The organism is Halomarina halobia, from assembly GCF_029338575.1.
Classification (GTDB): Archaea; Halobacteriota; Halobacteria; order Halobacteriales; family Haloarculaceae; genus Halomarina; species Halomarina halobia.
The window spans coordinates 406,835-425,509 of the sequence record NZ_CP119993.1 but is presented as its reverse complement, the minus strand read 5'-3'; the positions used below and the strand labels follow the sequence as shown (position 1 = coordinate 425,509).

The following is an 18,675-nucleotide window of genomic DNA, read 5'->3' as shown; positions in this document are numbered from 1 at the left end:
GGAACGGGAGGGGAGATAGTCACTCCCCGCCGGTATCTGCCCGAAACGGTCACAGTAACGAGCGGGAGGATACCGTGCGGATACCCACACGCGGTACTCGGATGCGAGATCCCGCACCCTCGCTCATCGCTCACTCCGTGCAGTTCTGAAAGAGGATCTCTTCGCTACCGCTCGACCGTCGAATCGAATCGCTCGATTCCCGCGCTATTCTCCCCCTCCCCTACCCGTGTCAAGCGAATCAGTCAGGTAAAAGTGACCTGCCGTCCAAGACGGCGTGATGTCACCGGAACAGCGCCAAGCGCGGGGAGGGGGCACCCGCGAGCGTTCTCCGTACACCGGGTCCTTACGACCGCTCTCCGTCTCTCTCGTCTTCGTTCTCACACTCGCACAGATACCCACCGCATCCGCCCACGAGGCAACCGCGGCGGCGGGTCTCTCTCAGGGACACGGACTCCTCCTCGGTCTCGTCGGCGTCCTGTTCGTCGGAGGGGCCATCATCTTCAAGCGAACGGACCGAATCTCGCCGACGAACGCACTCTACGGCGTACTCGTGGGCATCGCCGTGGCCGCGCTCGGTGCTGTCCTCTTCGAAGGGCTCTCCCCCGACCCGACGTACACAGCGAGTTCGATGCCGTTTCCGCGTTCGTGGTACCAACCGCTCGGGCTGTCGGTCGGCCTCCTGATCACGGTGGTGAGCTTCATCGTCGGCTGGCTCCGCTGGCCGACCCGTCCACGCTACACCTTCTTCGGCATCCTCATGGGGTTGTGGATCTCGTATCCCTACCTCGTTCCCGGGGCGGCGAGCGAATCGCACCCGCTCGGATACGCTATCGTTCTGGGTACCCCGATCCTCGTCGGCTACGTCGTCTTGAAGGACGCAGGGGATGTCCTCCGGGCGGTCCTTCGCGATCCGGTCGCCCGTCGCTTCGGAATCGGCGTCGGAACCGTGATGGCGCTGTTTTTCGTCTCCGTAACGGGCTACCTCTCGTTCTTCCCGGAGGAAGGATTCCCACACGAGGTGACCGTTGTCGTCCTTCCCACCGTCTATCAGCTGGTCACGTGGCCCACGCTCGAGATCGCGATCCCGCACGTCCCGTTCTTCCTGGCCGTTTCCCCCGGACAGGTCGTCGTCGTCGGAATGCTGAGCGTACTCATCGGATTGAACGCCGCCCTCATCGCCCGCCACTGGCGCGTCGAGGAACGGGCCGGGCTGGCGGAAGGTACGGCCGGGAGTGCCGCGATCGTGGGGACGTGTACCTGCGGGTGCTGTGGCCCGTTGGTCGCCAAAATCGCGGTGTTGGCGGCTGGCCCCACCATCGCGGCACCGCTGTACTGGGTGTTCGTCGACTCGGCCTCGCCGCTCAGTGCGCTGTTCATCGTCGGGAGTCTCGCCCTGTTCGCCGGGAGCCTCGTCTATTCGGTCGAATCGGCGCGGCAGTCCGGCCGGTCGACGTCGGTCATGTCCGCGGACTGATACGGACTGCCCGGCTAGTACACTGTCGCCCGTCGTTCGCCGAGCACCACTGATCGACGGTACTGCCCCGGGAGCGTGCTCACTCCGGACTAGCTCTCTCTAAGATCCACCGTCGATATCACGGATACGATTCCTATACGTAGATACTTTAGCCGCGGTACCGCACTAGGGCTCGATGCCCCTACCCAGTCAGGCTACCGAGGAGCCCCATCTCTACTGTAGTGCGTCGGAGGAAGCGCTGAGTACGGCGATCGTCGAGGCGCTGAGTACCGTCACCGGTGAGCCCGTGAGCGACCTTCCGCCGCTGTACTCGGTCGTCGACCCGGACGCGCTAGACGCGTTCGTCGCGTCGCTAGATCGCGGCCTCGTCTCGTTCACCTACGCCGACTGTCGAGTCGCCGTCGAAGAGCAGGGGATCGTACTCGTCGAGCGGCTTGACGCCGACGATGAGCATCCGTAGCTCGCGTCGGCCCCCTCCCCGCTCCCGACGGCGACTCCCACGCCCACGCCGACGTAGCTCGACGCCTCGTCGGACGCGCGTTCACCGTCAGCTGCGACACCGCCGGTCATCAGAAGTGCGATCGCGAGCACGACAAAACCGGGGGTCACGAACCGGTGTCCGGCCGTCGATTAACATAACTGACCGCGCTCTACGGAGAACGGGACGAATCTCGCTTATTTCGCTCTGGGCGTAACCCTCCTCGTCATCGCTGTCACGGACCTCCTGTGGACGACGCTCTGGGTCGAGGGGGTGCTGGCCCGCTCACCTCTCGGTCGATGGCGTGGGCGTGGCGGATGCTACGACGGGTCGGGGAGCAGAACCCACGGATGCTGAGCCTCTCGGGCCCGCTGATCCTTGGCATCGGCCTCGTCGCCTGGATGGCGCTGATCTGGGCGGGATGGACGTTCATCTTCGCCGGCGCCGGGGACGCGATCGTCGATACCCGTAACGCCGGTCCGATCTCCTGGTCCGAACGGCTCTACTTCACCGGTTATTCGATCTTCACGCTGGGAAACGGCGATTTCGCGCCGAGAGACGGCGTCTGGCAGATCGCCACGGTGCTCGCGACGGCGAGCGGGATGCTCCTCGTCACGTTGAGCGTCACGTACATCCTCTCGGTTCTCGACGCCGTCACCCAAAAGCGGTCGTTCGCCAGCGGTGTGAGCGGGCTCGGTGCGCGGAGCGAGGCGATCGTTCGGACTGGCTGGAACGGTGAAGAGTTCCGGAGCCTCGAGCTCCCCCTCAATTCGTTCGTCTCACAGCTCAATACGCTCACGGCGAACCACAAGGCGTATCCGGTCATCCACTACTTCCACAGCGAGCAGCGCGATCGGGCCCCGGCTGCCAGCATCGCCGTCCTCGACGAGGCGCTGACGCTCCTCACGTTCGGGGTTCCGGCGCGAGATCGCCCCAACGAGGCCATTCTGAAGAACGCACGCGCGAGCGTCGGGAGCTACCTCGATACGCTCAGCAACGCGTTCATCCGACCCGCGAATCGTACTCCGTCTCCGCCGGAGCTCGCTTCCCTTCGTGACGCGGGTATCCCGACCGTTCCCGACGAGGAGTTCGCCGCGTCGCTCGATGAGCTAGACGGGCGACGGCGGCGGTTACTCGGCCTCGTCGAGTCGGATTCCCGGCGGTGGCCGTCGCGGGACGAGAACTGATCGAGCGGGGCTCCAGCGGTCGGGGTCGTCCCCCCGGAACCTCCCGATGAACGGCGAATCCGTCGAGACGGTCGCACCGTAGATGTCGGTCTAGAGACGCATCCCGTCACGAGTAGTCCCGCCGAAGAACGTGACCGCAGACGGTGCGAGCGTTCCGCCGCTCCCTCCCGGGACTGCCGCGCACTCTCGCCACGAGCGCGTCGGTGAACCCAGCCTTTACCTCCGTGGACGTTCCAGTCACCGGTATGCCCACGTTCGAACTGACGATCCCGGACCAGATCGACGGTCAACTCGACCGCCTCGTCGAGCAGGGGGAGTTCCTGAACCGGGAGCAGGCGGTCGAAGAGCTCCTGGCGATGGGGGTGTCGGTGTACGACACGACCGACGACGCCACGGACGAGATCGAGGAGGACCTGTTCACCCAGGTGGTCGACGAGCAGCAGGACCCGGCGCAGTTGGACGAGCAGCGAGACGAACGCACCTTCTAATCGCGCTCGCTGACCCCAGCGATCGTGCTCCTCGCTCGGCGCAATTCCGAGCACCGTCTCGCGTCCGCCCCGGCCCGGGCGTTCGACCGCGTGGATGCACCAGCCTCAGTCGTCGGCTGCCGTCGCCGGGCGGTAGGCGCGACTGATGCGCTTCCAGCGGCCGGTGTGGTAGCGATAGTAGCGGCCAGCGCGTATCGCCGCTCGCGCGGAGCGGTCCCGTCGCGTCGTTGGTCCCGCCGTAGAAGACGACGCTGACGCAGACCGCGTGGACGAATCCCCCGACCAGCGGGACGACCGCCGGATCGGTGACGAACAGCCGCCCGACGGGCCCGGCGACGTCGACGGCGACGACGTCGATGGCGACGGGACCGAGCGCGAGGCCCACCATCGCGACGTCGACGGCCGACTCCGACATCCGGGCGAGGCCGGTGACGACCCGCGGCCAGGTGAGGTCGGTCGTCCGGACGGCCCGCGCCCGGTCGAGGAGACCGAGGCGGGCGAGCGACCGGCCCACCCACAGGATCACGCCGCGAATCGGATTGAACGGGACGGAGGACACGAAGGGCGGAGGTTCGGCTATTCGACCGTAAGTCCCGTGGGTTCCGCCCGCACGACGATCCGGTCGTCTAGTGCTCGGGATCGGTGATGCGGAGTTCGCCGTCGGCCTCGTAGAGCCACCCCTGATTCAGCAGGTGGTCGACGGCGTACCGGACGTCCGCGGGCTCGTCCACGAACCCCTCGTCGGCCAGCAGCAGCTCGTACGCCCGCTCTCGGGGGAATCCCCCTCGCCGCCCGTCGATGCGGGCGGCGAGTAGCTCGTAGGCGTGCTCGATCCAGTCAGGTAACGACTTGGGGTCAGGGTTCCACATTGTAGTTCACGCGTGTTGTAATGTTACGCCGATATTCGGCCCAGCGACGCTTAAAACGGCAGGTCGACGTATGACGTGAGGCTGACGAGGAATGTGGTCCCTGATCTGGACGTGCGACGACTCGGCCGGTCCATCTCCTCCCCCTCACCGACGGGGCATGCCGGGGGGTGGATGAGGCTCCCGACCGGTCGGGAGACCGACGGGCGGAACGGTCGTGACCCGGGGGTCGAAGTAGGCGCGTGACGCTCGAGGTGTATGAGTCCTAACCCTTACCAGCTCGGCTGGTAGCCCCGCCGGGAGGGAAGGCCCGCCGTTTACGGCGGGAGGATGTCACTCGACAGCCACGACCGCGTTCGTCTCGGCGCTCTCCCGGATCGCGTCGAGGATCGCCAGGGTCCGCGCCGCTTCGGTCGCGTTCGTCCGCGGCGTACGACCCTCCTCGATACAGCTCACGAAGTGTTCGACCTCGCGCCGGTACGGGTTGTGCGGCGGGAACGTCTCGGTGATGCGTCGACCCGCTCGCTCGTAGTCGATCGACGTGTTCGCGTCGGGCGAGGAGAACGCGGGTTCGGCGGTCACCCACCCGTCCGTACCGATCACGTGGTAGTACTGCGACTCCGCCGTATCGAAGGACGAGGAGACGGTCGCCGTGGCGTTCGCGTCGTACTCGAAGAGCGCGGTGGCCTGCGTGTCGACGCCAGTGTCGTGGGAGTCCATCGCGTGGGCGTAGACGCGATCCGGCGTTCCGAGCGACAGTCGGACGGCGTCGACCGCGTACACGCCCACGTCGAGCAGGCTGCCGCCCCCGAGCGCCGGGTCGAACCGGATCCCCGTCGGGAGGCCGCGTAGCTCCGAGTGGAACGTCGCCGTCGCCGAGCGAATCTCGCCCAGTTCCTCCCCGACGAGTTCGATCACCCGTTCGGTCCGTGGCGCGTAGCGGTACATGAGCGCCTCCATCAGCGTCACGTCGCGCTCCGCGCAGTACGCACCGACGTCGCGGGCCTCCTCGGCCGTCACGCCGAGCGGTTTCTCGCAGAGGGCGTGGAGGCCCTGGTCGGCCGCCCTGCGTATCCACCGCGCGTGTTCGCTGTTCGGCAGCGGAACGTAGACCGCGTCGACCACCTCGTCTCGAAGGAGCGCGTCGTAACTGCCGTACGCGTGGGGGACGTCGTGTTCCGCGGCGACGGCCGCCGCCCTCTCCTCCGTGCGGGAGGCGATCGCGCGGACCGCGTGGTCGGTGTCCGCCACCGCCGGGATGAATCGCTGGCGTGCGATCGTCGCCGTCCCCAGCACCCCGAAATCCATACCGAACGTTCTACGAGGACGGAAAAAGCCCTTACGACCCCCGTGATCGACGGCCGGTACCCGCTGTCCGTAGAACGTCTCCCGAGGCGCTCACACTGTGTGAGGTATGGTCTCGGAGGTACGGTCCCGTGTACGTCACTGGGTATCCGAGAGCACCGATTCCGGATCGCGGCCGAAACGCGCGGCGTAATCGCGGCGATGGTCGGGGTTAGACGCGAGGCGTCGACGAGAGGGTCCCGGACGGCGGCGTCCGTCCCGGCGACTGTCGACCTCGATCTCACCGATCGAATTCTAGCCCGTTTTTACGCTGGAGATCGTTCGGTCAATAATGACCGAGATTCCGGACTCGCTTCGGCTGTTGTTCGAAACCTCGCTCGAAGAGCGAGCGGGTCGCTACGTCGTCTCGATCCCCGAGGAACTCGTCGAGAACGGGTCGCTGTCCGTCGACGACACGTACCGCGTCGCGCTGCTTCCGGCCTCGGACCGGCTTCCCCGCTCCGAGCCCGCGACCGACGCCTCGCGTGACGTGACCGAGGCTGGCCCGTCCCGGTCGCGCGAGGCGGCCGCGCCGCCATCGGCGTCGTCGGAGCGACGGCAGCAGGCCCCGCCGGTCGACGTGGGGGAGGTTCGCTCGGTCACGATCGACACGCTCGGTGACCAGGGCGACGGGATCGCGAAGGTCGAACGCGGCTTCATCCTCATCGTCCCCGGTACCCAGCCGGGCGATCAGGTGGACGTGAAGATCACGGACGTGAAGGAGACGGTCGCCTTCGCCGAGCCGGTGAGCGAAGCCACCGTCCGCTGACTCACGCGGTTGGATACCGGCGCACGAACGGTCGGCCGGCCGTACGGCCGTACGCCCGTCGCTCGGACCGGTTCCGCCTCGTTTTCCGTCCGTGGGCGTCGATCCCGTTCGTCGCGCCGGGGGATCGAGGGACCCCTCGAGTATCACGGCGACTTACGACGCGTCGGCGAGGGCGTTCGCGATCGGCTCCGCCCACGCGAGCAGGCGCTCGTCCGCCCCGAACCCCGCGACGCACTGTACGCCGACCGGCAGGCCGTCCACGTCTCCGGCGGGAACCGCGACCACGGGCAGTCCGGCGTGCGTCCACGGAAGGTTCATCACCGGATCGCCGGTGCTGTCGATGCCCGCGGGAGCGGGTCCGGGGGCACCGGGGGCGATCCACGCGTCGATACCGCGTTCGCGCATCGTCTCCGCCAGCGACGTTCGGAGCCGGACGCGATTGCGCCGCGCGTCGGCGAGCGCCTCGACCGACACCGCCCGACCGTCCCGGATGAGTTCGGCCGTGCTGTCGGCGTACCGGTCCGAATACTCGTCGAACCGCTCGTGGTGTGCCAGGGCCGCCTCCGCGGCCACCAGTCCGTCGTGCCGGTCGTTGACGGCCTGGATGTCGTCGAACGCCACCGTCCGTCGGATCTCGAACCCGGCGCGCTCGAGGGCGTCGACGTGGTCCTCGAAGCGGTCGAGGCCCGTCTCCGACACCTGCGCCAGGTACTCCCCCTCCGGGACGCCGAGGACGGGCCGCTCGTCGCCCGTCGACGGCTCCCAGTCGTCGACGCAGACCGAGGCCGCGAGTTCCATCCCGGCGACGTCCTGGGTGAACAGACCGACGTGATCGACGGACGCGGCCAGGGGGAGCACGCCGTCGAGCGGGATGCGGCCGTAACTCGGTTTGTAGCCGACGACGCCGCAGAACGTCGCCGGCCGAATGACCGATCCGATGGTCTGCGTGCCGAGGGCGAGGGGGCACGTCCCCGCCGCGACGGCGGCCGCCGACCCGCTGCTGGAGCCGCCGGGCGTGTGCGACAGGTCGTGGGGGTTCCGGGTCGGTCCCGGATCGAAGTAGGCGAACTCGGTGGTCACCGTCTTGCCGAGGACGAGCGCGCCGGCCGCTCGGAGCGACGTCACGACCGCGGCCTGCCGTCCGACCAGCTCGCCCGGCGGGAGGGTCGACCCCGCCCGCGTGGGCAACCCGTCCACGTGGAAGATGTCCTTCACGCCGACCGGGACGCCGTACAACGGCGGCCGGTTCTCCGGCTCGGGGTATCGCTCCGCGACGGCGGCCGCCTCGGCCGCGACCTGCTCCCGCGGCTTCGGTCCTCCGACCCACGCCCGGACGTCGGATTCGAGCGCGTCGACGCGCTCGTACAGCTCGGCGACGTAGTCGGCCACGTCGCGCTCGCCCGTCCGAAGGTCCGCGGCCACCTCGCCGAGCGGCGTCCGTCGGACCGTCACGTCGCTTCCCCTCCGGAAGGCCCCGTCCGCGATCGGTTCGTGCTACCGTCGTGCATGTAACCAGTACCGTCGACGGACAGTAAAGAGGTGTCGGCATCCGGAGAGCGTCGACCGTTCGGGCCGCTCGTCTTCGAAACGCGTCGACGCGTCTTCGCATCGCTCGGGCGACGCGTTCTGCGTTCGCCCGGCGGCCGGCCGTCGCGCTCGCTCGGAGCACGTCGGCGCTCGGTCGACAACCGTCCGTCGACCGGGCACCGATCAGAGGGGTTAGTCCCTGACGAACCGTACCCGTAGCCCCCTCGACGAGACAGCCGAGCTGTGGCTAGTCCGCTCGGAGCGGCTGGAAGCGAGGACCGGTCCCCCGCCCGAACGCCAGCGCCCTCTCCCTGACCTCCGGAGGAGGGAGCAGGCGTCCCGGACGCAACTGCGGTACTCCCTAGTCACCCCACCGGTTGCGCTCGCCTCTCCCGGCCACCGAGATATTTTCTGCAATATCTTGTGACTAACTAATTATGACCGGGCCGATGTTCGACTGTCACCGTGGGGTACCGCGCCTCGCGCGTGACGCCCGTGCGTCCGTCAGCGCGGGATTCGGTGGAGAATCGCAACGAGTCACCAGCCTCTGACACTCGACCCCTCCCTCTGTGCCAGGGAGGGGTTGACCCCCCGAGAAGCGACGAGCCGACGCCGTCGCTCGCGCGGCTTCAGGAGACTCCGACCAGAGATGGGGTGATGGAACGCCGCGAGCACCGACGATCCTCGCCGAGGTGGACCCACATACCCACGGGCCGCCCGCTCCACGGGGGAGGACGAAACGACACCGCAGTACGGCCGAACCGTACGCGGTCGGTTCCGGATCAGAACCCCTCGGTTCCCTCCAGTCGGTGTTCCTCGACGGCGTCGTAGTCGAGTTCGATCCCCAGACCGGGGGCCTCGGGAACCTCGATGTAGCCGTTTTGGATGAGCGGGTCCTGGGCGGTCACGAGGTCGTCCCACCAGTCGACCTCGAGGGCGTGGAACTCTAACAGGTCGAAGTTCGGTACCGCCGCGCCCAGGTGGACGCACGCCATCGTGCCGACCGGGCTGCAGACGTTGTGGGGCGACATCGGGATGTAGTTCTCCTCCGCGCGGTCGGCGATCCGCATCGTCTCGGCGAGCCCGCCGACCGTCGTCGGGTCGGGCGTGACGATGTCCACGCCGTGGTCGTAGATGAGGTCGGTGAGTTCGAAGACGCGGAAGCGGTTCTCGCCGGTCGCGATCGGCGTTCGGGTCGCACCCGTCACCTCCTTCTGGGCGTCCATGTTCTCCGGGGGGATGAGGTCTTCGAGCCACATCAGCTTGAACTCCTCCAGTTCGTATGCGAGACGCTTCGCGCTCTCGACGGTGTAGTCCCAGTGACAGTCAAAGGCGAGGTCGATCTCGTAACCGATCTCCTCGCGAACGGCCTCGACGATCCGTCGCTTCTCCCCGAGGGCCGCGTTGGTGAGGCGGCCGTTGAACGGGTCGGGATCGTTGTCCGCCGGGAGGTCGAGGTCGAACTTCAGCGCGGTGAATCCCATGTCAGTGACGCGCGCCGCCTCCGCCGCGTACGCCTCGGGGGAGTAGGCCGCCGCGTCCGCGTAGGCGGTCGCCCCGTCCTCGACGGCGTACGCCTCGCCCGCGTGGCAGTCGCAGTAGACCCGTACCTCGTCGCGGTACTTCGACCCGAGGAGCTGGTAGACGGGGAGGCCGAGGATCTTCCCGGCGGCGTCCCAGAGCGCGATCTCGAGGCCGGAGGCCGCGGTGACGACCTTGCCGGTCGTCCCGCCGTGTCCGGACATCTCCTGGAAGACGTATCGGACGATGCGTTCAACGTCGAGCGGGTTCTCGCCGACGAGAAACCGCTTCGTGTACTCGACGAGTTCCGGGACGCCGCCCCCCCGGTAGGACTCCCCGATACCGGTCACGCCGACGTCGGTTTCGACCTCGATGAGGTTCCACTCGAAGTTCCCCTCGACGACGCAGGTCCTGATATCGGTGATCGCGACGTCCCGGTCCGAGGCGCGGTTCGTCGTCTGGCCGGAGAAGTCTCTCATCGTTCGAAGTCGTGCAGGGGGCGTTCGTTGAGCGATACGTCGTCCCGTTCCGCGAGTGCGGCGTCGGTATCCGACGCCGGCGACTCGAGCGCGCTCGACGTCGGATACGGCGCTACGTCACTGATCTCCATGCCGGAACGGCGAAGCAGGCGGAGTTAAGCGGGCCTGTACGGGCAACGCTTTCCGGCGAGCGCGGCTTACTGTGTGTGCACGCGTCTTAGGGGGACATGGAGTTCCCCGATCGAGCCGAGATCGAACGGCTCATCGAGCCGCAACCGCTTCCGTCCTTCGTACGCGTCCGCTACGATCCGCCGGCGGACACCGTCACGGACCCCGTGTCGACGACGCGCTCGGAACTCGACCGTCTCGAGTTCGACGGCCTCGACCCGGGCGCGACGGTCGCGGTCGGCGTCGGCAGCCGTGGCATCCACAACCTCAGTGCGATCGTCGAAGCTACCGTGTCGTACCTCGACGAACGGGGATTCGAGCCGCTCGTCGTCCCCGCGATGGGGAGCCACGGGGGCGCGACGCCCGAGGGACAGCGGGACGTACTGGAAGCACTCGGCGTCACCGAGGCGCGTCTCGGCGCGCCGATAGACGCCGCGATGGAGGTGGAGCGACTGGCGGACGTGGACGTCGGGGGAACGTCGATCCCCGTGTACTTCTCGACGGTCGCCCTCGATGCGGACGCGGTGCTGGTCGTGAACCGGATCAAACCTCACACGAATTTCACGGGCAGGATCGAGAGCGGGCTGGGTAAGATGACGGTCGTCGGCCTCGGGAAACAGCAGGGGGCGAACGCGTTCCACTCGACGGCGATCGCGGAGGGCTACGTCGAGACGCTGGACGCGGCGCTCGGGGCCGTTCTGGAGTCAGTGCCGGTCGTTGGCGGTGTCGCGCTCGTCGAGAACTTCCACGAGGAGACGGCCCACATCGAGGCGATACCGGCGTCGTCGTTCACCGAGCGCGAACCCGAACTGCTGGAACGCGCCAGAGCCGAGATGGCGACGCTCCCGGTCGACGACGTCGACCTGCTCGTCGTCGACGAACTCGGCAAGGAGATCTCGGGAGCGGGGATGGACACGAACGTCATCGGGCGATATCGCGTCCTGAACGCCGACGACCCCGAGACGCCGGCCGTCAAACTGATCTACGTGCGGGGGCTCACGGAGCGCACGAAGGGGAACGGGATCGGCATCGGGCTCGCGGACGTCACGCGGCGGGCGGCCATCGACCAGCTCGACCTGCAGAAGACGTACGCGAACGCGTTGACGAGCGGGTCGCTGGAGAAGTCGAAACTCCCCGTGGTCGCCCCGGACGACGAACTCGCGATCCGAATCTCGCTGTCCGCTCTCGGCGGATACGACCCCGAAACCGCCCGGATCGCGTGGATCAGGAACACCCAGGACCTCGTCGAAGTACGCGTATCGGAGGCGCTCGTGGACGAACTCCCGGAGGGGGCGACCGTCCTCGACCGCGAGGAACTGCTCTTCGACGACGGGACCCGATCGTTCGAGCGCCGCTAACTCACCCCCGGGCTGTCTGATCGATGTCGGCGTGAACCAGTTCCGAAGCCGAGCCTCGGGCTCTCCGCCTCGATCCCGATAGAGCCGCGGATGGTTAGTGTCGCAGTACACTGACGGTTGTACGTCGGTAAAGAGTATTCGGCACGTGACGTGCCCGATCCTTGAGACGTACCGGTCGACAGTGTATTCGTGACGGTACCCCCACCGGGTTCGGAAGAACGTCTTCACCGGCGCTCTTCGGGGCCGGGTGTCCGGTAGTGTGGTCACTTATTTGTCAGAAGACACAAAACGTTATTAAAATATTACCAATTACCTCCAGGATGGTAGAGGTAGGTTGATATAGGATGTCACATAACACCATACTCGTCCATGGTCGAGAAAGAAATGCGGCGACGACGGTTCCTGTCCGGAGCAGTAACGGCGGGCGTCGTCGGTCTCGCCGGATGTACTGGCGGCGGCGGTGATGCCGACACGAACGTTACGGACACCGGTAGCGGCGGCGGGGGCGGGAGCGGCGGTGACATGACCCTCCGCGTCGGGACGTCCGCCGGCGGAACGAAGGACGTCGGCCTCGCCGTCGAACGTGCCGTCAGCCAGCACAGCGACGACCTCGAGTACTCGACCGTCGAGAGCCCGGGATACATCGGTACCATCTACCGGATGGCCCAGGATCAGTTCAACGCGGGCATCACGGACAACAACTCGCTGACGAAGGCGCTCGACGGCCGCGGACGCTTCGGGGAGCAGAGCGTCGACCGGGTTCCCTACTACGGGTTCTACGCGTTCCCCTACAGCATCTACGTCATCGCCCGTGACGGTACCGGGATCGAGACGTTCGACGACCTCGCCGGCAAGAACGTCTATCCGGCCGAACCCGGTTACTCGACGCGCGCGACGACGCTCGACGTCTGGTCGCAGGATCCGACGGCGGATGTCTACGAGCAGATGAACATCCAGAACATGGGCGTCGACTCCGCGCCGGGGGCGATGGAGGAGGGAAACATCGACGCGGCCATCGCCTACGGTACTCCGGGCGTCCGGTACACCGGCTGGGTGCGGGAGATCGCGTCCCGCGTCGAGGTCCACTACGTCGAACCGACCGACGCGCTCATCGAGTCCGCCGAGTCCTACGGCGGTGCCGGTAGCGGCAGAACCGCGTACAGCGAGTGGGACATGGGGCAGGACATCGGTACGGACGAGGTGTTCCACTGGGACCTCCAGGTCAACTACACGTTCAACCCGGGGGCCAGCGCGGACGCGGTGTACGAACTCTGCCGCGTGGTCGACGAACACAACGACACGGTCAACGAGGCGGAGGAGCAGTTCAACGACTTCGAATCGACCGGCGACATGCTCGGGTCCGCCCGCGAACGCATCCCGGTGCACCCCGGCGCGGTGCAGTACTACAGGGACAACGACGCGTGGGACGACAGCCTCCAGGAGGGCGAGTGAGCGCGCCGCGCGGCGGGCCCCCCCGTCTCGAACGAGAGATAAGATGTCTCTGACACAATCGCTATGACGCCACGAACGGAACAGAGTACCCGGATGTCGCGGCTGCTTCGGGGGTTGGACGTCACCGTGACGAGTGCCGCCGTCGCGTTCTGGGGCATCGTCCTCGGCTGGGCGTACACCCAGACCTGGTCGCCCGTCAGGTACGGCACCGTCTTCGTCGGCGGCATCATGACGGTGTACGCCCTGAACGAGACGCGAGAGGCCATCGAGGAGGGTGACTGGCTAGACGGCGCAGTGCTGTTGCCGTCCTCGCTCGTTCTCATCACGGCGTCCGCGTACTTCGCGTTGAACTTCGAGGCCGTCTACCTCCTCCGACAGGGGTTCGCCCTGGAACACGAGTACATGCTCGCGCGGCTGATCATCGTCTCGCTGCTGTATCTCACCTGGCGGGAGTTCGGCAACCTGTTTCTCGGGCTCGTCGTGGTCGTGCTGCTGTACGCCGTGTACGGCAATCACGCGCCGGGCGTCCTCGGCCACGCCGGCATGACGGAACTGACGCTCCTGCAGGCGACGGTCACCGACCTCTACGGGTTCTACGGTCAGCTCACGCAGATCACCGCGTCGTGGATCGCCCCGTTTCTCCTGTACGCGGGGTTGCTCTTCGCGTACGGCGCGTTCGACCTGATCCTTCGAATCGCCATCGTGTCCGCGAGATACGTCGAGTCCGGCGTCGCCCAGACGGCGGTGCTGGCGTCGGCCGTCATCGGATCCATCAACGGTTCGTACACCGCGAACGCCGCCATGACGGGGTCGTTCACCATCCCGACGATGAAGGACAGCGGGATGGCCGGCCACCGCGCGGCGGCCATCGAGGCCGTCGCGTCGACCTCCGGGCAGGTGTTGCCGCCGGTCATGGGCGCGTCGGCGTTCGTGATGGCGTCGTACCTGGGCGTTCCGTACCTCAGCATCGTCGTCGCCGGTCTCGTTCCGGCGGCGATCCTCGTGGCCTGTATCGGCATCGCCGTCCACTACACGGCGCTCAGCGACGGGAGCAGCCGGGGGATGGAGTTCTCCGAGTTCTTCGACGACGAGCTCTCGTCCAACGAGAAGCTGTTCGAGGCCGTCCGGTTCGGCGTCCCGTTCGGCCTCCTGGTATACCTGCTCGGCGTCGCCCAGTACACGGTGATGACGTCCGCGCTGTACACCGTCGTCGCGATGGTGCTCACCGGCGTCGCGATGCCGGCCGTACAGCGTGGGATCTACGGGACGGTGACGGACGCGGGCGCGGAGGTAGGAACCCAACTCCGCAACACGGTTTACGGGTTCCGCCGCGGAGCCGTCATCCTCGCCCCCATCGCCATCATCCTGGTCGTCATCAGCGGGGTCGTGAACATCTTCTCGACGACCGGCGTCCCGGCGAAGATCGCGTTGATGTTGATCAACGTCTCGGGCGGCGTCCTGCTGTTCGCCGTGCTCCTCGGGATGGCCGTCGCCATCCTCATGGGTATCGGGATGCCGACGGTCGCGGCGTACGTCATCGCCGCCATCCTCATCGTGCCGACGTTCGTCGCCGACTTCGGGGTGTCCGCCATCACGGCGCACTACACGGTGTTCTACGCCGCCATCCTGGCGGGCATCACGCCGCCGGTCGCGACCGCCGCGGTCGTGGCGGCGGGCATCGCGGAGGCGAACTTCTGGCGGACGTGCGGGGCGGCGATCAAGATCGCCGCGCCGCTGTTCGTCCTCCCCGTCGCGTTCATCTACAACCCGGCGCTCGTCTCCTTCAGCCTCGGGTCCACGACCGTCCTCGTCGGAACGCTGGTACTGCTGGGCGGTATCACCGTCATCTACGGGTTGAACTACCCGTTCGAGATGCAACCCGGTCGACGCGTCGCGCTCCGGACGGCACTCGCGGTGATGGGCACCCTCGTCATGGTGTACCCCGGTACCCTGGCGAAGGTCGCCGGCGTCCTCGCGTTCGCCGGCGTCTTCGTCGGCGAGAAGGTGATGGTTCGCGGCCTCGAGATCCCCCTCCTCGGGGAGGTGATCCCATGAATGGAGACGATTCCACGAGTTCGGACGGCGATGCCCCCGAGGACGCGATCGACACGGAGAGCGTCGGCGGTCTGGGCGAACTCGTACCGGAGCCGTTGCTGCCCGCGTGGCGTCGCGTGGAGGCGGTCCAGGCGTTCCGCGCGACCTACGGCGACACGTACGTCGGCCTCCTGGAGGCGCTCACCGCCGTCGTGCTCACCGGCGGATACCTCTACTGGGCGTTCCTCTTCCTGACGCAGTAGCCGCCGGATCCCCCGGTCGCGCTACTCGAACCACTCCGCGGCTCGCCGGACGTCGTGGGGGATGTGATCGTCCCGTTCTCTCACGTCGTCGAGGTAGCTCCGGAGCGCCGGTCGGAAGTCGGGATGGGCGCAGTTCTCGACGATCAGCTCCGCGCGCTCGACCGGCGAGCGACCCCGGACGTCGGCGACGCCCTGTTCGGTGACGAACACGTCCACGTCGTGTTCGGTGTGGTCGACGTGGAACGCCATCGGGACGACCCGCGAGACGTCGCCGCCGCGCAGCGTCGAGGGGAGGGCGCAGACGGTGACCAGGGAGTTCCGGTTGAAGTCGGCGGAGCCGCCGACGCCGTTTATCATCCGCCCCCCGCCGACGTGCGTCGAGTTGACGTTGCCGTAGATGTCGAACTCGATGGCGCTGTTGACGCCGACCACGCCGAACTGGTCGATCAAGCCGGGGTTGTTCGAGACGTCGGCTGGCCGGAGGACGACGTCCTCGGCGTAGCGCTCGACGTCCGCGAACAGGCGCTCCTGGCCCTCTGTCGTGAGCGCGAGCGACGTCGCGCTCGCGCATTCGAGCCGGCCGGCGTCGAGCATGTCGAACAGCCCGTCCTGGATGAGTTCGCCGAAGTACACGACGTCGCGGCCGCCGAAGTCGAGGTCCTTCAGTTCCCCCATCAGCGCGTTCCCGAGGGAGCCGACGCCGAACTGGAGGTGGATATCGTCGTCGAACACCGCCGAGCGCTCCATCTCGTCGGCGAGGAACGTTCCGAGGTTGGCCGCGATGGCCAGATCGTCGTCCGTCGGTTCCCGAAAGGTGTACGTCGAGTCCGAGCGGTCCGTCTCCACGACCGCGACGAGCTTCTCGGGGTCGAAACGCACGTACGAGTCGCCGATTCGCTCGCCGGGGTCGGTGAGCGGGACGGGAGTGCGGTTCGGCGGAGCCTCGGGGCGGTAGACGTCGTGCAGCGCCTGGAGTCCGAGGGGCTGGGCGCGGTTCAGTTCGACGACGAGCGCGTCGGCGGCCTCGACGAACGCCGGCGTCTGTCCGAGCGACGTCGAGGGGACGAACCAGTCCTCCCCGACCGCGACCGCCTCGACGACGGCGACGTCTGGATCGACCATCCCGCCGTACTGGACGTCGTCCCCGATGGAGGAGACGTTTCGGTCGCTGAACGCGACGTCGCGCCGGTTCGTCATCTCCCGGGCGACGGCGGACGACTGGTATGAGAAGCGCCGGGCGATGGCGCCCGATTTGACGAGCGCGACGTCGATCTCGTCGCCGACGTTGCCGCTGCTCACGACGGTCAGCGACAGGTCCCGTTCGGAGTCGGCGAGGGCGAGCGGTACCAGTTTCGGGTAGCCGACGCTCCCGAAGCCGCTGGTGAGCACCGTTGCGTCGTCGGCGATCCGCGCTGCCGCGGCGTCCGCGTCGACGAGCGGGAGGTCGCCGTACAGCCGTCGCGTGACGATGCCCGCGTCGGGCGGTCGCCCGCCGGTCATGGCCGACCACGCCGGCTACCGGGGGTTCGCGACCGCGTCGGTCGATCACCGTCGACCCGGCGGTGGTTCGTGTCGAGCGTCGTACCGTCACCGTCGAGGGATGGATGCATGCTGTGTTCGAGTGGTGCGGCCTCCGCCGCGGTTCGCGCGCCACGTCTCCGAGAGGGACGTGCGGACCCGCGGACTTCGACCGTCGAGAGTGGCCGACGAACGACAGTCTGCGTCGGACGTAATAAAAAAACACGTCCGACTGCGATAGTGGTATCCGAGACCGTTACAGCTAGCCGTCTTCGGCGCGAGTAGCGCGGATTCGTCGACGCGATCCCTACCTCGCTTCTTCGAGCGCGTAACGTCTCGGGAGATTTTATATCGACCACCGGATCGTTCATTATACGTAGCCACTACGTATATCCATCTGGCGCACCGTCTGGAACGTACGTGATGGCCCTGACGACGCTCGACCTGTTCATCGACCTCAAGCGCCTCGAAGACGAACTCGGCCGACTGCCGCGCGCCAACGACGTCGTGCGCGACGGCGCCCACAGCGTCAACACCTACTACAAACGGTTCGACGGCAACTGGCGGCACGTCGAAACCGCCTACCGGCAGTGGCGTGACACCGGCAGACTCCCCGCTGACGCGCCGTAAACAGCGGCGAGGAGCACGGCCGTGCTCCCTGCGGACGGGCGGGCGGCCGTCGCCCGATCGGCCGCCCCGCGGCCAGCGACGATCTCTTCCTGGGGGGCGAGCGCGCTACCGATCCGACGGACCTCGGACGGAGCGCAGCGCGTCGACGTCGACGTACCGATCGAGCCACTCGGTGCGATCGGCGAGTTCGCGGCGCCCGCGTCGCGTCACCGTGTACTCGTTCGTGCGGCGATCCTTCTGTGATTTGTCGACGAGCCCCTTCTCCACGAGCGTATCGAGATTGGGGTACAATCGGCCGTGGTGGATCTCCGTTTCGTAGTACGTTTCGAGTTCCTCCTTGATGGCGAGGCCGTGAGGTTCGTCGAGTCCGGCAACCACGTACAGGAGATCGCGTTGAAAGCCGGTCAGATCATACATTCCGTTGAAGGCGAGTCCCCTCTCCCACGTAAACATGCGTGTTTCTTCCGCCCTCGGATTCGTACTGTGAACGGTGTGACGAATCGCCCCCGAAAAACATCAAATATCGGCGATTTTACCACTACTCCGGGGAAGGAGCACAGTACGTCGTACGCACTTGGACCGTGAAACCGACTGCACTATTCTACCTCAGCGCGCTCTCCGGCCGACCGCCCGGCCCGCGTCTGTCGACGGTCTCAGTTTCGTCTACTGCGGTATCTGCTCCGTGGAGGGTCGAATTTACGTTGTAGTCACCGATCGAAGGTAGCGCAGTCGTCCCCGTTCGCACTGGGATAGCGACCCTATCAAGGTAAAAGTAATAACTCGGATCCTTGGCAGCGTTCGGATGTCGTCTAGTCGGTTGTAGCGAGACGCTCGGTGATTGAGTCGACGACTCGGCCGTTGTACGTGACTTTCCACTAACGTCGGACTCCTCCGGAGAACTGCCGTTTGGTCCACTACGGTGAGTGGCGAGAGCGGAGTCGACACGCCGACAGGGCCGCGACAGCCGCCGCTTTGAAGGGCAAGTGCCGACCGTCGCGACGTCGCGGACGTCGTTGGCATCTTCCGGGTCGCGCGAAGCCGACAATTCTCCGCGAGGGAGTCTCGAGAACTCCCGTTTCCTGAATGTGCGGACAATCTACTTACCGTCTCCGGGATCAC

At 66.9% G+C, this 18,675-nt stretch carries 17 protein-coding genes and 1 pseudogene; 10 read left to right on the top strand and 8 right to left on the bottom strand.

Features of this window, described 5'->3' with window-relative positions:
- Positions 1 to 277 precede the first annotated feature (277 nt).
- The 4 genes from P1K31_RS17410 (at position 278) to P1K31_RS17395 (ending at position 3,627) form a co-directional block, all read left to right on the top strand.
- The gene (locus tag P1K31_RS17410; RefSeq protein ID WP_276306584.1) at positions 278 to 1,474 is read left to right on the top strand and encodes a hypothetical protein; all 1,197 of its coding nucleotides are present in this window, start codon (positions 278 to 280) and stop codon (positions 1,472 to 1,474) included.
- 175 nt (positions 1,475 to 1,649) lie between these two features.
- Positions 1,650 to 1,934, top strand: a complete 285-nt coding sequence (locus tag P1K31_RS17405; RefSeq protein WP_276306583.1) for a HalOD1 output domain-containing protein — start codon at positions 1,650 to 1,652, stop codon at positions 1,932 to 1,934.
- 335 nt (positions 1,935 to 2,269) lie between these two features.
- Positions 2,270 to 3,139, top strand: coding sequence for a potassium channel family protein (locus P1K31_RS17400; protein WP_368410924.1), 870 nt, complete (start codon positions 2,270 to 2,272; stop codon positions 3,137 to 3,139).
- 245 nt (positions 3,140 to 3,384) lie between these two features.
- Complete coding sequence (locus P1K31_RS17395) at positions 3,385 to 3,627, top strand: DUF7120 family protein (RefSeq protein ID WP_276306582.1); 243 nt, start codon at positions 3,385 to 3,387, stop codon at positions 3,625 to 3,627.
- Positions 3,628 to 3,952: 325 nt separating this feature from the next.
- Here the strand turns inward: P1K31_RS17395 and P1K31_RS17390 are convergent.
- The 3 genes and pseudogenes from P1K31_RS17390 to P1K31_RS17380 all read right to left on the bottom strand — a co-directional run.
- Positions 3,953 to 4,186 (bottom strand): annotated as a pseudogene (locus tag P1K31_RS17390) (MATE family efflux transporter); the annotation flags it as partial.
- A 67-nt stretch (positions 4,187 to 4,253) separates the two neighbouring features.
- Positions 4,254 to 4,496, bottom strand: a complete 243-nt coding sequence (locus tag P1K31_RS17385; protein WP_276306581.1) for a hypothetical protein — start codon at positions 4,494 to 4,496, stop codon at positions 4,254 to 4,256.
- Positions 4,497 to 4,826: 330 nt separating this feature from the next.
- The gene (locus tag P1K31_RS17380) at positions 4,827 to 5,801 is read right to left on the bottom strand and encodes a Gfo/Idh/MocA family protein (protein ID WP_276306580.1); all 975 of its coding nucleotides are present in this window, start codon (positions 5,799 to 5,801) and stop codon (positions 4,827 to 4,829) included.
- A gap of 328 nt (positions 5,802 to 6,129) precedes the next feature.
- On the opposite strand from P1K31_RS17380, the gene P1K31_RS17375 reads away from it, so the two are divergent.
- Positions 6,130 to 6,606 (top strand): TRAM domain-containing protein, encoded by a 477-nt coding sequence (locus P1K31_RS17375; RefSeq protein ID WP_276306579.1) that lies wholly within the window; start codon positions 6,130 to 6,132, stop codon positions 6,604 to 6,606.
- 153 nt (positions 6,607 to 6,759) lie between these two features.
- Here the strand turns inward: P1K31_RS17375 and P1K31_RS17370 are convergent, their stop codons facing one another.
- From P1K31_RS17370 to P1K31_RS17360, 3 genes are all read right to left on the bottom strand, one after another.
- Entirely contained in the window at positions 6,760 to 8,058 is a 1,299-nt protein-coding gene (locus P1K31_RS17370; protein WP_276306578.1) for an amidase, read from the bottom strand.
- Between the two features lie 857 nt (positions 8,059 to 8,915).
- Positions 8,916 to 10,133, bottom strand: coding sequence for a mandelate racemase/muconate lactonizing enzyme family protein (locus P1K31_RS17365; RefSeq protein ID WP_276306577.1), 1,218 nt, complete (start codon positions 10,131 to 10,133; stop codon positions 8,916 to 8,918).
- Positions 10,130 to 10,264: a hypothetical protein gene (locus tag P1K31_RS17360; RefSeq protein WP_276306576.1), complete on the bottom strand. Its 135-nt coding sequence runs from the start codon at positions 10,262 to 10,264 to the stop codon at positions 10,130 to 10,132. Before P1K31_RS17360 ends, P1K31_RS17365 begins: the two co-directional genes overlap by 4 nt.
- A 96-nt stretch (positions 10,265 to 10,360) precedes the next feature.
- On the opposite strand from P1K31_RS17360, the gene P1K31_RS17355 reads away from it, so the two are divergent.
- From P1K31_RS17355 to P1K31_RS17340, 4 genes are all read left to right on the top strand, one after another.
- A complete protein-coding gene (locus tag P1K31_RS17355) occupies positions 10,361 to 11,659 on the top strand; it encodes a nickel pincer cofactor-dependent isomerase, group 22 (RefSeq protein ID WP_276306575.1) in 1,299 nt (432 codons plus the stop codon).
- Positions 11,660 to 12,028: 369 nt separating this feature from the next.
- Positions 12,029 to 13,111 carry a TAXI family TRAP transporter solute-binding subunit gene (locus P1K31_RS17350; protein WP_276306574.1) on the top strand — a complete coding sequence of 361 codons (1,083 nt, stop codon included), beginning with the start codon at positions 12,029 to 12,031 and terminating at the stop codon, positions 13,109 to 13,111.
- Between the two features lie 93 nt (positions 13,112 to 13,204).
- A complete protein-coding gene (locus tag P1K31_RS17345) occupies positions 13,205 to 15,166 on the top strand; it encodes a TRAP transporter permease (RefSeq protein WP_379794566.1) in 1,962 nt (653 codons plus the stop codon).
- On the top strand, positions 15,163 to 15,408 hold the full coding sequence (locus P1K31_RS17340) for a hypothetical protein (protein WP_276306572.1): 246 nt from the start codon (positions 15,163 to 15,165) through the stop codon (positions 15,406 to 15,408). The genes P1K31_RS17345 and P1K31_RS17340 overlap by 4 nt, the downstream gene beginning before the upstream one ends.
- Before the next feature lie 21 nt (positions 15,409 to 15,429).
- Here the strand turns inward: P1K31_RS17340 and scpC are convergent, their stop codons facing one another.
- Positions 15,430 to 16,908: a succinyl-CoA:acetate CoA-transferase ScpC gene (gene scpC, locus P1K31_RS17335; RefSeq protein WP_276306571.1), complete on the bottom strand. Its 1,479-nt coding sequence runs from the start codon at positions 16,906 to 16,908 to the stop codon at positions 15,430 to 15,432.
- A 441-nt stretch (positions 16,909 to 17,349) separates the two neighbouring features.
- Here scpC and P1K31_RS17330 point away from each other — a divergent pair, with 441 nt between their 5' ends.
- Positions 17,350 to 17,556 carry a homing endonuclease associated repeat-containing protein gene (locus tag P1K31_RS17330; RefSeq protein ID WP_276306570.1) on the top strand — a complete coding sequence of 69 codons (207 nt, stop codon included), beginning with the start codon at positions 17,350 to 17,352 and terminating at the stop codon, positions 17,554 to 17,556.
- 105 nt (positions 17,557 to 17,661) lie between these two features.
- Here the strand turns inward: P1K31_RS17330 and P1K31_RS17325 are convergent, their stop codons facing one another.
- Positions 17,662 to 17,973, bottom strand: coding sequence for a PadR family transcriptional regulator (locus P1K31_RS17325; RefSeq protein WP_276306729.1), 312 nt, complete (start codon positions 17,971 to 17,973; stop codon positions 17,662 to 17,664).
- Between the last annotated feature and the right edge of the window lie 702 nt (positions 17,974 to 18,675).

Bases quoted from the DNA above. Each gene is read 5' to 3' on its own strand.
- P1K31_RS17380 (WP_276306580.1), bottom strand. From the start codon at position 5,801: ATGGATTTCGGGGTGCTGGGGACGGCGACGATCGCACGCCAGCGATTC.
- P1K31_RS17410 (WP_276306584.1), top strand. From the start codon at position 278: ATGTCACCGGAACAGCGCCAAGCGCGGGGAGGGGGCACCCGCGAGCGT.
- P1K31_RS17400 (WP_368410924.1), top strand. From the start codon at position 2,270: ATGCTACGACGGGTCGGGGAGCAGAACCCACGGATGCTGAGCCTCTCG.
- P1K31_RS17330 (WP_276306570.1), top strand. From the start codon at position 17,350: ATGGCCCTGACGACGCTCGACCTGTTCATCGACCTCAAGCGCCTCGAA.
- scpC (WP_276306571.1), bottom strand. From the start codon at position 16,908: ATGACCGGCGGGCGACCGCCCGACGCGGGCATCGTCACGCGACGGCTG.
- P1K31_RS17365 (WP_276306577.1), bottom strand. From the start codon at position 10,133: ATGAGAGACTTCTCCGGCCAGACGACGAACCGCGCCTCGGACCGGGAC.
- P1K31_RS17375 (WP_276306579.1), top strand. From the start codon at position 6,130: ATGACCGAGATTCCGGACTCGCTTCGGCTGTTGTTCGAAACCTCGCTC.
- P1K31_RS17395 (WP_276306582.1), top strand. From the start codon at position 3,385: ATGCCCACGTTCGAACTGACGATCCCGGACCAGATCGACGGTCAACTC.
- P1K31_RS17355 (WP_276306575.1), top strand. From the start codon at position 10,361: ATGGAGTTCCCCGATCGAGCCGAGATCGAACGGCTCATCGAGCCGCAA.
- P1K31_RS17345 (WP_379794566.1), top strand. From the start codon at position 13,205: ATGTCGCGGCTGCTTCGGGGGTTGGACGTCACCGTGACGAGTGCCGCC.
- P1K31_RS17325 (WP_276306729.1), bottom strand. From the start codon at position 17,973: ATGTATGATCTGACCGGCTTTCAACGCGATCTCCTGTACGTGGTTGCC.
- P1K31_RS17405 (WP_276306583.1), top strand. From the start codon at position 1,650: ATGCCCCTACCCAGTCAGGCTACCGAGGAGCCCCATCTCTACTGTAGT.
- P1K31_RS17350 (WP_276306574.1), top strand. From the start codon at position 12,029: ATGGTCGAGAAAGAAATGCGGCGACGACGGTTCCTGTCCGGAGCAGTA.
- P1K31_RS17385 (WP_276306581.1), bottom strand. From the start codon at position 4,496: ATGTGGAACCCTGACCCCAAGTCGTTACCTGACTGGATCGAGCACGCC.
- P1K31_RS17360 (WP_276306576.1), bottom strand. From the start codon at position 10,264: ATGGAGATCAGTGACGTAGCGCCGTATCCGACGTCGAGCGCGCTCGAG.
- P1K31_RS17340 (WP_276306572.1), top strand. From the start codon at position 15,163: ATGAATGGAGACGATTCCACGAGTTCGGACGGCGATGCCCCCGAGGAC.